Source organism: Sphingomonas baiyangensis (genome assembly GCF_005144715.1).
GTDB classification, from domain to species: Bacteria; Pseudomonadota; Alphaproteobacteria; order Sphingomonadales; family Sphingomonadaceae; genus Sphingomonas; species Sphingomonas baiyangensis.
Window position 1 is genome coordinate 282,405 of sequence record NZ_SWKR01000001.1, and the last position, 12,329, is coordinate 294,733.

Genomic DNA, 12,329 nt, shown 5'->3' on the forward strand with positions numbered 1-12,329 from the left:
CACGGCCAATCGGAATGCGCCCCGGCTATTCGATTTCCTGAACTGCCGTATCGGCGGCCGCTTCCTCGATCAGCGCGATCAAGCGCTGCTGCGCGGCGCTCGGCCGCCACGCCGCGCGGGTCGTCAGGCCGATGGTGCGCACACTGTCGGCCAGCGGCGCACCCACCGTGCAGAGCATTCCGGCGTCGATTTCGAGCGCGACCTGATCGGGCGACAACAGGCTCAACAGGTCGGTATCGCGGAGCAGTCCGCGGATCACCATCACCGATCCGCATTCGATCGGCGCCGGCGGCAGCGTGCGGCCGGCGAACAGACGGTGCCATTGCTGGCGCAGCGGCGTGGCGCGCGATCCGACGATCCACGGATAGGCGGCGAGCTGATCGAGCGTGGGATGCGCCACGCCGACAAGCGGATGCCCGGCGCGCGCGATCACCGCGAGGCGATCGGCGAACAGCGCGCGCTGCTCGAGCCCCGGCGGCGCGGTGTCGCGCAACGCCCCCACCAGCAGATCGAGCACCCCGTCGCGCAACGGATCGACGAGCTCGCGCCACGAGCCTTCGACGACATCGACGACGACGCCGGGCGCGGCACGCGTGAACGCCGCCAGCGCGCGCGGCAGCACCAGCGCGCGCGACAGCGGCATCGCGCCGATCGCGATGCGGCCCGAGCCGGCAGGATCGCCCGAGAGCGCGGCGATGCCTGCTGCGATCTCGCGCTCGGCGAGTCGCACGCCGCGCGCCACGCGCCGGCCATGCTCGGTCAGCATCGTGCCGCGCCCGCGCCGCTCGACCAGCGGCAGGCCCAGCAGCTGCTCGAGGTCACGCACCGCGCGATGCAACGCAGGCTGCGACAGCCCGGCGGCATCGGCGGCGGGCGCGAAGCCGCCGGCATCGGCGACACGGCGGAACGCCTCGAGCTGCGTCGCGGTCATCAGCCGTTCGGGCCGGGCAAAGCCGCGCATGCCGGCACCGCGCACCTTCGCCGCGGCCGCCAGAAACCCGAATGCGGTCTCGGCACGCTCGGCCATCGCGCGGCCGGCATCGGTCGGCACCAGGCCATCTGGACGGCGATCGAACAGCGGCGCGCCGAGCTGGCGCTCGAGCTTGGCAAGTCCTTGGGTGAGCGCAGGCTGCGACAGGCCGATCCGCGCAGCGGCAGCGCTCAGCGTGCCCTCGTCGACGAGTGCGGACAGGGCGCGCAGATGCCTGAGGTTGAGATCGAACGCAGCCAGCTTCACGCCGCGCAATTAGCGAAAACCTATCGCGCTGGCGAGATAGCCGCCGCGATCAGGCGGCCTGGCGCAACTCCAGCCGTTCCCATATCTCGCACAGCGCCTGCGTCAGCGCCTGCATCATCGCGGCATCGTGCGAAGGGCCGGGCGTGAAGCGCAGCCGCTCGGTGCCGCGCGGCACGGTGGGATAATTGATCGGCTGCACATAGACGCCATATTCGGCAAGCAGGATGTCGCTGATCCGCTTGGCCTTTACCGGATCGCCCACCATCAGCGGCACGATGTGCGTGGTCGAGGCCATTACCGGCAGCCCGGCCTCGGCGAACATCGCCTTCAATTGCGCCGCGGCGGCCTGCTGCCCGTTTCGCTCGTCGCGCGATGCCTTGAGGTGCCGCACGCTCGCCAGCGCGCCGGCTACCAGCACGGGCGACAGCGAGGTCGTGAAGATGAACCCCGGCGCGTAGCTGCGGATCACGTCGACGATCGTCTGGTCGGCGGCGATATAGCCGCCCATCACGCCGAACGCCTTGCCGAGCGTCCCCTCGATGATCGTCAGCCGGTGCGCCACGTCGTCGCGCTCGGAGATGCCGCCGCCACGCGTGCCGTACATGCCGACGGCGTGCACCTCGTCGAGATAGGTCAACGCATTGTAGCGATCGGCAAGGTCGCAGATCGCGGCGATCGGCGCGACGTCGCCGTCCATCGAATAGACGCTCTCGAACGCGATCAGCTTGGGGACCGATGCATCCTCGGCGGCGAGCAGTTCCTCCAGATGCGCAAGATCGTTGTGACGGAAGACGCGCTTCTCGCAGCCCGAATTGCGGATGCCCGCGATCATCGAGGCGTGATTGAGCTCGTCGGAGAAGATCACGCAGCCGGGCAGCAGCTTCGCCAGCGTCGACAGCGTCGCCTCGTTCGAGACATAGCCCGAGGTGAACAGCAAGGCCGCCTGCTTGCCGTGCAGATCGGCCAGCTCGGCCTCGAGATCGACATGATAATGCGTGTTGCCGCCGATGTTGCGCGTCCCGCCCGATCCGGCGCCCACATCGTGCAGCGCCTCCTCCATCGCGGCGATGACCGCGGGATGCTGGCCCATCGCCAGATAATCGTTCGAGCACCACACGGTGATCGGCTTGGGGCCGTTATGGCCGGCAAAACAGCGCGCATTGGGATAGGCGCCGCGGTTGCGCAGGATGTCGATGAATACGCGGTATCGACCCTCGGCATGCAGCCGGTCGATCGCCTTGGCGAACACGCGGCCGTAATCGACCGCGGCACCTGGCTGGCCCTGTCCAATCATGCGCGCCACATAGCGCGCTCTGCTGCGGCTTTCCACCCCGAAGCCCGAACGGCTCGCGCCAGGATGACGCTACGGCAAGGCCGATTCATCATCAGACTGCTTTGGATCAAGTCACGTCGTCGATCGATGTGATAGACAGAATCATCGCGCGGCGGACCATCAGGCATCCGCGCGAAAGCGAGACCGTGACGAGCTCCCGCTTGCCGTAGGAGCCGAGAAATGAACAAGCGACCCATCGATACCGATTATTGCGCGCTGCGCGAACGGCAGGAGCGGGCGATCGCCGAGCGTTGCTCCGATCCCACGGCCCGGTCGGCGCATATGCGCCTAGCCGCCGAATATCGTTCGCGAATCGACGCAGCAACGCCAATGCCATCGCCCGCCTTGCAGCAGGCTTGAACGACTAAAGTGTCTCGATCGCCGTAAGGCCGTGCCGCGCGAGCGCGCCGGCCAAGCGCGGATCGGCCGCGCCGGTGAAGACTGCCCTTCCCTCTACCGGGCGATCGGGCCACTCAGTCCGGGCAGTCAGCACCGCCACGCGACGCGCGATCCCGTCGCCGCCATCGACGAAGCGCAGCGCGCGCGGCGCGGCGGCTGCGAGCCGGTGCGTCACCAGCGGGAAGTGCGTGCAGGCATTGACGATGACGTCGATATGCTCGCCGCCCGGCTGGTCGAGCAGTCCGGCCAGCACGGCGGCGAACGCCGCGTCATCGCCCGGCGACCCGGCAAGCTCGGCCTCGGCGAGTGCCACGAGTGCCGCCGACCCATGCCGGATGACCGTGCAGTCGGCAGCGAATCGTTCGGCAAGATCGGTCACATAGGGCTGGCGTACCGTCGCCTCGGTGCCGAGCACGCCGATCGTGCGCGTTTCGCTGAGCAATGCCGCGGGGCGGATCGCCGGCACGGTGCCGACGATCGGCACGTCGAGCGCGGCGCGCACCGCCGCCAGTGCGATCGTCGAGGCAGTGTTGCACGCGATCACGATCAGCCGCGGGCGATAGCGTTCGGCAAGCCGGCCGAGCAGCGCCGGCACGCGCGCAGCGATCTCGCCCTCGCTGCGCGTGCCATAAGGAAAGCCCGCCGAATCGGCGACGTACACCAGCGGCGCTCGCGGCAGCAGCGCACGCGTGGGCGCCAGCACCGACAGACCGCCGACACCCGAATCGAAGAACAGGAGCGGCCGCACGTCATCCATTGCCGCCGCGCCTAAGCCATCGCGCCTTCGCTGCCAAATTGACGCAGATTGTTGCGCGTCGCGAACCATTTCCCTAGCGTCCGGTCGAAAGGGGACCGCGTGCAGACTGAAGTGCTTTGGATCGCGCCGACCCTGGCGCTGCTGCTCGGCTACGTCCTCGGAAGCATCCCCTTCGGGCTGCTGCTGACGCGCGCGGCCGGCGCTGGCGATCTGCGCGCGATCGGATCGGGCAATATTGGCGCCACCAACGTGTTGCGCACCGGCCGCAAGGGGCTTGCAGCGGCGACGCTGCTGCTCGACATGGCAAAGGGTGCGGCGGCTGTGTGGATCGTCGAGGCGATCTGGCCCGGCATGGCGCCGCTTGCCGCGGCTGCCGCGTTTCTCGGCCATTGCTACCCCATCTGGCTGCGCTTTCGCGGCGGCAAGGGCGTGGCGACGCTGCTCGGCGTGCTCATCGCGCTGGCATGGCCGGTGGCGCTGGTGTTCGCGGGCGTCTGGCTCGGCGCGATCGCGCTCACGCGCATCTCCTCGGTCGGCGGCATGCTCGCGGCGGTCAGCGCGCCGCTCACCGCCGCAGCGACGGGGCGGTTCGATCTGGTACTACTGCTGCTCGCGCTGGCGCTCATCGTGCTGTGGAAGCATCGCACCAATCTGACGCGCCTGCTCGACGGCACCGAACCGCGCGTGGGCGGGGGTTCGCGCAGCGAATGACGGGCGCGACGGCGCTCGATGCCGAGGGCCTGGCGCATCTGCGGCTGATCCGCTCGCCGCGCATCGGCCCCGTGAGCTTCCGCCAGCTCGTCGAGCGCTTCGGCAGCGCGACCGCCGCGATCGAGGCATTGCCGATGCTCGCCGCGCGCGGCGGCGGCAAGCCCGCGCTCGCCGATCCGCACCGCATCGTCACCGAGATCGACGCTGTGGTGCGCGCCGGCGCGCGATACGTGATGCTGGGGCGCGAGGGCTATCCGGCGCTGCTCGCGATGACCGAAAGTGCGCCGCCCGTGCTCATCGTGCGCGGCGATCTGGCGCTGCTCGATCGCACCGCCATCGCGATCGTCGGTGCGCGCAACGCCTCGGCAGCGGCGTGCCGCTTCGCGCGGATGCTGGCGCACGCGCTCGGCGAGGCTGGCGTCAGCGTCGTGTCGGGGCTGGCACGCGGCATCGACACGGCGGCGCATCAGGGATCGATCGAGCGCGGCACCGTCGGCGTGATCGCCAGCGGCATCGACATCGCCTTCCCGCCCGAGAACGCCGCCTTGCAGGAGCGCGTCGCCAGCGAAGGCCTGCTGCTCGCCGAACAGCCGCCGGGGACCGAGCCGCTCGCGCGCTTCTTCCCCTCGCGCAACCGCATCATCGCGGGCGCGACGCTGGGCACGGTGGTGGTGGAAGCCGCGCCGCGATCAGGGTCGCTCATCACGGCGAGGCTCGCGGGCGAGGCGGGGCGCGAGGTGATGGCAGTGCCCGGCAGCCCGGTCGATCCGCGGGCACAGGGCTGCAACCTGCTGATCCGCGAGGGCGCAACGCTGGTGCAGTCGGCCGACGACATCCTGGAAGCGGTCCGCCCGATCGATCCGCGCGCGCTCAGATCACCCGCCGTGCCGTTCGGTAGTGCCCCCCCCGGCGATGCCGATGCCGGGGAACGCGCGGCGCTGCACCGTCTGCTCGGGCCGGTGCCCGTCGCGGTTGACGAGCTGATCCGACAGTCGGGCGCGACGCCCGCCGCCGTCCAGCTCGTGTTGCTCGAGCTCGAACTGGCGGGCCGGCTCGAACGCCACGCCGGCGGGCGCGTCAGCCTTGCCGACTGAGCGCCCGCCGGCGCTGGATCAGCTTTTCACCTTCGACTGATCGTACGCGCCGAGCCCCGGCTTGTAGCTCTTCTCGTCGATGAACTGGCGGATCCCTTCCTTGCGGCCTTCGGTCTTGTCGTGGAAATTGGCGGCTTCCTGCATGCGCACCAGATAGTCCTCGGCCTCGTCATAGGTCATCGTGCCGACACGGCGCACGGCGTCCTTGGCGAACTTCAGGGCAACGGCGTTCTTCTTGAGCAGGTTCTCGGCCACTTCGCGCGTACGCGCTTCGAGCTGGTCGAGCGGCACGCTCTCGTTCACCAGCCGCATTGCGGACGCCTGCTTGCCGTCGATCAGGTCGCCGGTCAGCGTCAGCCACATCGCATCGCGCATCGGCAGCAGGTCGACCACCACCTTAGTCACGCCGCCGCCCGGCAGGATGCCCCAGTTGATCTCCGACAGGCCGTATTTCGCCTCGTCGGCGCTGATCGCCAGGTCGCAGGCGAACAGCGGGCCGAAGCCGCCGCCGAAGCACCAGCCATTGACCATCGCGATCGTCGGCTTCTGGAACCAGCGCAGCCGGCGGAACCAGCCATAGCTCTCGCGCTGCGACTTGCGCACGCCGCGCAGGCCCTGCGCCTCGGTCTCACGGAAATATTCCTTGAGGTCCATGCCCGCCGACCAGGCGGTGCCCTCGCCCGAGAGCACCAGCACGCCCACATCGTCGCGATGTTCGAGCTCGTCGAGCACTTCCATCATCCGCCGGTTGAGCGACGGGCTCATGGCGTTGCGCTTCTCGGGCCGGTTGAACTTCACCCACGCGATGCGATTTTCGACGTGGAACGCGACGGTATCCTGTTCTTCCAAGACGGTCTCCATTGATTGGTGCCGGGGGCGACGGTTCCGCCGCCCCCGAGCGGGTCAGAAAGCGAAACTTGCCGAAAGCCCCCATTCGCGCGGGCGGCCATAGGCAGCTTCGGCGAGGCCGAACGCGCCGCTGGCATTGCCCGATATCTTGTAGAGCGCATCGGTGAGGTTGGTGACGAAGGCCGCGAGCGTGATGGCGTTGCCCGGCAGCGTGTAGGCCAGCCGTGCATTGGCCAGCACATAGCCCGGCTCTGTAACGATCGGCGTGTTGGCAACGTCGTTGAAGATCTCGCTGTACATGCTCACATCGCCGCGCAGAACGATCTCGCTGCCATTGTCGAAATCGTGGCGGAACTCGACGCCCGAGGTGACGGTCCATTCGGGCGCCTTGACGAAGCCCGAATTGAGCGTGATCGGCAGGATCTGCGTCGGCCCCAGCCCCTCGCCGACTTCGGTGTAGCGCGCGTCGATATAGCCGACGCCGGCATTGAACGCGAACCAGCTTGCCGGCCGTGCGACGATCTCAAGCTCGATACCGTTGATCTCGCCCGCCGCCGCATTGGCGACGAAGTTGACCGGCGTTTCGTTCACCGTGAGCTGGATGTCCTTGTAGATCGAATGGAAGGCCGCGACGTTGAGCGTCAGCGCGCGGTCGAGCCATTGCGACTTCAGGCCGATCTCGTAGCTGTCGAGCGTTTCGGGCTCGTAGCGTGTGACTTCGGCGGCGCTCACCAGCGGCCGGCCGTTGAAGCCGCCCTGCTTGAAGCCCTGCGAATAACTCGCATAGAGCAGCACGTCGCGCGCGGCCTTGTAGTTGATGCCGAAGCGCGGCGTGAACTTCTCGAACGTCGCCTCGCGCGTCACGTCGATGAAGGTGAAATTGTCGCGCTGGCGGATGTTGAGCGAACGATAATTCTTGGTCTCGCGGCTGTAGCGCCCGCCCACCTCCACCGTCAGCTGGTCGGTCAGGTCATAGCCCACCTGCGCATAGCCGGCGAGGCTGGTGTTCTTGGTGAAGTTGTTGGGGAACACCGCCGGCGAGAAGGGCGGCGGCAGCGGCGGATCGAGTCCGATAGCCAAGTCGGCGCGCGCGATATCCTCGGCCTCCTCGCGGAAATAGAAGGCGCCGATCACATAGCTCAGCCGGTCATTGAGCCCACGCCCGGCGAGCTGCAGTTCCTGGCTGAACTGCCATTGCCGGTCGTCATTCTGCGTCTCGCGGAAGGTGAAGGGCGTATTGTCGCCGTCGCGCGTGAAGAACGCCTCCATGTCGCGATAGGCGGTGATCGACTTCAGCGTCGCGCCGCCGATCTCCCACGCGATCGTGCCTTGCACACCCCACAGGTCGAGGTCGTTGCGATTGGGTCCGCCCGCCCAGCTTTCGAACGGACTGTCGGTAATGAACGAGGGGTTGAGCGTCGGCTGGCCGTTGGGGGCGATGATGCCGCGAGTCGGCGCCACGAACTGGTTGTAGTTGCGCAGGAACGGGATACCGGTGATCCCCGGCGCGTTGCCCACCGCCAGCAGGTCGCTCGGCGCCGAATTCTCGCGGGCGCGGGTATAGTCGCCGCCGATGTCGATCGTCAGCGTGTCGGTCGGCTGCACGCGCAGCTTGATGCGCAGCATGTCGGCATTGCGGTTGCCCATCGTGCCGCCGTCGAACAGCCGGCGCACATAGCCGTCGCGGTTGAGCGTCGCGCCCGAGATGCGGATCGCGGCCTTGTCGCCGATCGGCAGATTGATCGCGCCGCGCACGTCGAGCCGGTCGTAACTGCCGGTGAAGATTTCGGCCTTGCCCGAGAATTCGCCAAGCTCGGGCTGCGCGGTGGTGATGAGCACCGCGCCGCCCACCGTGTTCTTGCCGAACAGCGTGCCCTGCGGCCCGCGCAGCACCTGCACGCTGTCGATGTCGATCGCGTCCATCACGCCGCCGATCGAGCGGGCATAATAGACGTCGTCGACATAGAAGCCGACGCCTGGATCGGAGAAGATCGCGAAGTCGTTCGATCCCACGCCGCGGATGAATACCGTGGCGTTATAGTTGCCGCCCGATAGCTGCGCGGCGCCGTCGAAGCGGATATTGGGCGCGTAGCGCGCGATCTCGTCGAGCGTGGCGACCGCGCGATCGTCGAGCGCGTCGCCGCCGAGCGCGGTGACCGCGACGGGCACGTCCTGTAACCGCTCGGCGGTGCGGCGCGCGGTGACCACGATGTCGTTGTCGGCCACGCCGGTCTGCGTGTCGGCAGCGGCGGGCGTATCGTCGGGCACCGGATCGAGCGTCTCCTGTGCCTGCGCGTGCAGCGGCGTTGCCGCCAGCGCGATGAATGCTACGCCGAGCGACAACCGCCGGGCGCTGATCTTCCTTTCGTTGTTGCGCATCCCCAGTCCTCCGATCGGACGGGTCTGTGATGCCCGTCTCGCCCGATCAGAGTGTATCCCAAGGCAACAATTTGCAAGCGCTTTTTCGCGGGTTCAGCCCCGCGCGGCGCGCCGGCGCTGGAGCTTGGCTAGGAGCGATTGCAGCACCTCCTGCTCGTGCGCGTCGAGCCGCGACGCCAGCCGCGTTTCCGATTCGGTCAGCCGCTCACGAACCGCCGCGATCGCCGCGACGCCTTCGTCAGTCAGGTGCAGTGCGTTGGTGCGCAGATCGCGCCCGGCGCGGCGCTCGACCAGCCCGGCCTGTTCGAGGCCGTTGACGAGCTTCATCGCGCTCGACCGGTTGACCGACAAGGCGCGTCCCAGCGCCGTCTGGTCGCACCCCGGATTGGCGTCGATCAGCAGCAGCGCGGTGAAGCGCACCGGCGTCAGGCCGAACGGAGCGAGCACGTCACGGGCGTTGGAATCGAAATCCAGATGCACCATCTGGATCTGGTAGCCGAGCAGCCGTTCGAGCTCGGCAGGGCGTTTCACGCGCATGGGCCGCCTTGTCTTGTTTGTATGCACTGGATACAGTGTGCCGGTATCCGAGCGGACACGAAACCCGCGCCGACGAGCGCCGGTCCGCCTCCCCGCCCTATCGATTAGGAGAGATTTGCATGGATCGCCAGTTCCACCTGACCATCAACGGCAAGCAGGTCGCGGGCGCGTCGAGCTTCGACGTCGTCAATCCCGCCACCGGCGAAGCATTCGCGCAGTGCCCCAAGGCCGACGAGGCGATGGTCGATCAGGCCGTCGCCGCCGCCAAGGCCGCGTTCCCGGCATGGGCGGCGCTTCCCGTCGAGGAGCGCGCCGCACTGGTCGAGAAGCTGGCCGACGCGCTGCACGCGCGCATCGGCGAATTCGCCAGCCTGCTGACCAGCGAGCAGGGCAAGCCGCTCGATCAGGCGCAGTATGAGATTATGGGCAGCGTGTTCACGCTGCGCGCCTTCGCGCAGATGCGCATCGAGCCGAAGACGCTGCGCGACGAGGGCGGCAACAAGGTGATCGAGCACCGCACGCCGCTGGGCGTGGTGGCGGCGATCACGCCGTGGAACTTCCCCGTCATCCTGGTGATGAACAAGCTCGGGCCGGCGCTGGTGACGGGCAACACGATGGTCATCAAGCCCGCGCCCACGACGCCGCTCACCACCTGCCTGTTCGGCGAGCTGTGCGCCGAGATCCTGCCCGCGGGCGTCGTCAACGTCATCTGCGACCAGAATGATCTGGGCGCCAAGCTTACCGGCCACCCCGATGTCGCCAAGGTGGCGTTCACCGGTTCGACCGCGACGGGCAAGAAGGTGATGGCATCGGCGGCCGAAGGCGTGAAGCGCGTGACGCTCGAGCTTGGCGGCAACGACGCCGCGATCGTGCTCGACGATGTCGATCCGCGCAAGGTGGCGCAGAAGGTCTATGGCGGCGCGATGGCCAATGCCGGCCAGATCTGCGTCGCGATCAAGCGCGCCTATGTGCCCGAGGCGATGTATGACGAGTTCTGCGACGAGCTGGCGACGCTCGCCAAGGCTGCGGTCGTCGACGACGGATCGAAGCAGGGCACCACGATCGGCCCGATCCAGAACAAAATGCAGTATGACAAGGTCAAGGCGCTGATCGAGGATGCCAAGACGCGCGGCACCGTGCTGGCGGGCGGCGACGCGATCGACCGGCCGGGCTATTTCATCCCGCCGACGATCGTGCGCGATCTCGACGATGACGCGCCCTTGGTGCGCGAGGAGCAGTTCGGCCCGGTGCTGCCGGTGCTCAAGTACAGCGATATCGACGACGTGATCGCCCGCGCCAACGACAGCGACATGGGCCTGGGCGGCACCGTGTGGGGCAAGGATCTCGCGCGCGCCACCGAAGTCGCGATGAAGATCGACACCGGCACGGTCTGGGTGAACCAGTATCTCGCGATCGACGCCAACATCCCGTTCCGCGGATCGAAGCAGTCGGGCCTCGGCGGCGAACTGGGCGAGGCCGGCCTGCACGAATATACGCAGCCGCACATCATCAACGCGGTCGCGCTCGAAGACGCCTGACGAGCACGGCGGGGTGGGAGCGAGCGTGCTCCCGCCCCGCCCCACCGGCATTCCCACTGCGATGGTCGACATAGGCAAACATTCGCGGCAATAGCGCGCGGATGGCACCCCGCTTCGCCTTCACCATCCACGCGACCGACGGCAAGGCGCGCGCCGGCACCATCGCGATGCGTCGCGGCGAGATCCGCACGCCCGCCTTTATGCCCGTCGGCACCGCCGCCACCGTCAAGGCGATGAAGCCCGCCGACGTTCGTGCGTCGGGCGCCGACATCCTGCTCGGCAACACCTACCACCTGATGCTGCGCCCCGGCGCCGAGCGCGTGGCGCGGCTGGGCGGGCTGCACAGCTTCATGGGCTGGGAACGCCCGATCCTGACCGATTCGGGGGGCTATCAGGTGATGAGCCTCGCCGAACTGACCAAGCGCAGCGAGGAAGGTGTCGCCTTCCGCAGCCATCTCGACGGATCGCGCCACCTCATCAGCCCCGAACGCTCGATGGAAATCCAGCGGCTGCTCGGCAGTGACATCGTGATGGCTTTCGACGAGCTCGTGCCCACCACCGCCACGCGCGAGGTGCAGGCCGCCGCGATGGAGCGATCGATGCGCTGGGCGCAGCGCAGCCGCGCGGGCTTCGATGCCGGCGGCGATCATGCCGAAGGCGCCGCTTTGTTCGGCATCCAGCAGGGCGCGCTCGACGAGGGGTTGCGACACGCCTCGGCCGATGCGCTGAAGGCGATCGGCTTCGATGGCTATGCCGTGGGCGGCCTTGCCGTGGGCGAGGGGCAGGAAGCGATGTTCGGCGTGCTCGACTATGCACCCGGCCAGCTCGATGCGGCCAAGCCACGCTATCTGATGGGTGTCGGCAAGCCCGACGACATCGTCGGCGCGGTCGAGCGCGGGATCGACATGTTCGACTGCGTGCTGCCGACGCGCAGCGGGCGGACGGGTCAGGCCTTCACGCGCCACGGCCCGATCAACATCCGCAACGCGCGCTTCGCCGAGGACCAGGCGCCCATCGAGGCCGATTGTGCATGCACCGCCTGCCGCGGCTTCAGCCGCGCCTATCTGCATCATCTGGTACGCGCCGGCGAGATACTGGGTGCGATGCTGATGACCGAGCACAACCTGTTCTTCTACCAGCGGCTGATGGCCGATCTGCGCGCTGCGATCGGCGAGGGGCGGCTCAAGACCTTCGCCGACAGCTTCCGCGCGCTTTATGCTGAACGCGACGCGAGCTGAGGCGTTCGAACCGATAATCATGGGAGTGGATGGCGTGGCCGAAGCCAGCAACAAGAACGAGATTCTCGCCGCAGCTGAAGAAGCGAAGGACCGCCGCTCGGCGACCGACGCCAATCCGCCGCTGCCCGCCGAGGCCGACGACAAGCGCTGGCCGATGGCGACGATCGGCTTGGGCATCGGCTCAGCCGCGCTGGCGGCGGCGCTGCTCTATGCGCGGAGTAACCGCACGAAGAAATAAGCGGCGCCGCACCCGCGAA

At 68.1% G+C, this 12,329-nt stretch carries 12 protein-coding genes; 6 read left to right on the plus strand and 6 right to left on the minus strand.

The annotated features are described in order from the left end of the window. Nucleotides 1–25: 25 nt before the first annotated feature. Nucleotides 26–1,237, minus strand: coding sequence for a LysR family transcriptional regulator (locus FBR43_RS01390; protein WP_136941446.1), 1,212 nt, complete (start codon nucleotides 1,235–1,237; stop codon nucleotides 26–28). A 49-nt stretch (nucleotides 1,238–1,286) separates the two neighbouring features. Then, complete coding sequence (gene hemA, locus FBR43_RS01395) at nucleotides 1,287–2,531, minus strand: 5-aminolevulinate synthase (RefSeq protein WP_136941777.1); 1,245 nt, start codon at nucleotides 2,529–2,531, stop codon at nucleotides 1,287–1,289. A 219-nt stretch (nucleotides 2,532–2,750) separates the two neighbouring features. On the opposite strand from hemA, the gene FBR43_RS01400 reads away from it, so the two are divergent. After that, nucleotides 2,751–2,930 (plus strand): hypothetical protein, encoded by a 180-nt coding sequence (locus FBR43_RS01400; RefSeq protein ID WP_136941447.1) that lies wholly within the window; start codon nucleotides 2,751–2,753, stop codon nucleotides 2,928–2,930. A gap of 4 nt (nucleotides 2,931–2,934) precedes the next feature. Here the strand turns inward: FBR43_RS01400 and murI are convergent, their stop codons facing one another. After that, complete coding sequence (murI, locus tag FBR43_RS01405) at nucleotides 2,935–3,726, minus strand: glutamate racemase (RefSeq protein WP_136941448.1); 792 nt, start codon at nucleotides 3,724–3,726, stop codon at nucleotides 2,935–2,937. A gap of 99 nt (nucleotides 3,727–3,825) precedes the next feature. Here murI and plsY point away from each other — a divergent pair, with 99 nt between their 5' ends. Both plsY and dprA read left to right on the plus strand, forming a co-directional pair. Continuing rightward, nucleotides 3,826–4,437 (plus strand): glycerol-3-phosphate 1-O-acyltransferase PlsY, encoded by a 612-nt coding sequence (gene plsY, locus FBR43_RS01410; RefSeq protein ID WP_169542429.1) that lies wholly within the window; start codon nucleotides 3,826–3,828, stop codon nucleotides 4,435–4,437. Continuing rightward, nucleotides 4,434–5,531, plus strand: coding sequence for a DNA-processing protein DprA (gene dprA / locus FBR43_RS01415; protein ID WP_136941449.1), 1,098 nt, complete (start codon nucleotides 4,434–4,436; stop codon nucleotides 5,529–5,531). Before plsY ends, dprA begins: the two co-directional genes overlap by 4 nt. Nucleotides 5,532–5,549: 18 nt before the next feature. Here the strand turns inward: dprA and FBR43_RS01420 are convergent, their stop codons facing one another. The 3 genes from FBR43_RS01420 to FBR43_RS01430 form a co-directional block, all read right to left on the minus strand. Continuing rightward, the gene (locus tag FBR43_RS01420; RefSeq protein ID WP_212611866.1) at nucleotides 5,550–6,392 is read right to left on the minus strand and encodes a p-hydroxycinnamoyl CoA hydratase/lyase; all 843 of its coding nucleotides are present in this window, start codon (nucleotides 6,390–6,392) and stop codon (nucleotides 5,550–5,552) included. Nucleotides 6,393–6,434: 42 nt separating this feature from the next. Continuing rightward, a complete protein-coding gene (locus FBR43_RS01425; protein ID WP_136941451.1) occupies nucleotides 6,435–8,759 on the minus strand; it encodes a TonB-dependent receptor in 2,325 nt (774 codons plus the stop codon). A gap of 93 nt (nucleotides 8,760–8,852) precedes the next feature. Continuing rightward, nucleotides 8,853–9,296, minus strand: coding sequence for a MarR family winged helix-turn-helix transcriptional regulator (locus FBR43_RS01430; protein WP_249276391.1), 444 nt, complete (start codon nucleotides 9,294–9,296; stop codon nucleotides 8,853–8,855). A 119-nt stretch (nucleotides 9,297–9,415) separates the two neighbouring features. On the opposite strand from FBR43_RS01430, the gene FBR43_RS01435 reads away from it, so the two are divergent. The 3 genes from FBR43_RS01435 (at nucleotide 9,416) to FBR43_RS01445 (ending at nucleotide 12,310) form a co-directional block, all read left to right on the plus strand. Next, nucleotides 9,416–10,834: an aldehyde dehydrogenase family protein gene (locus tag FBR43_RS01435; RefSeq protein WP_136941453.1), complete on the plus strand. Its 1,419-nt coding sequence runs from the start codon at nucleotides 9,416–9,418 to the stop codon at nucleotides 10,832–10,834. A gap of 101 nt (nucleotides 10,835–10,935) precedes the next feature. Beyond that, nucleotides 10,936–12,072, plus strand: a complete 1,137-nt coding sequence (gene tgt / locus FBR43_RS01440; RefSeq protein WP_136941454.1) for a tRNA guanosine(34) transglycosylase Tgt — start codon at nucleotides 10,936–10,938, stop codon at nucleotides 12,070–12,072. Further along, on the plus strand, nucleotides 12,050–12,310 hold the full coding sequence (locus tag FBR43_RS01445; RefSeq protein ID WP_249276392.1) for a hypothetical protein: 261 nt from the start codon (nucleotides 12,050–12,052) through the stop codon (nucleotides 12,308–12,310). Before tgt ends, FBR43_RS01445 begins: the two co-directional genes overlap by 23 nt. The last annotated feature ends 19 nt before the right edge of the window (nucleotides 12,311–12,329 follow it).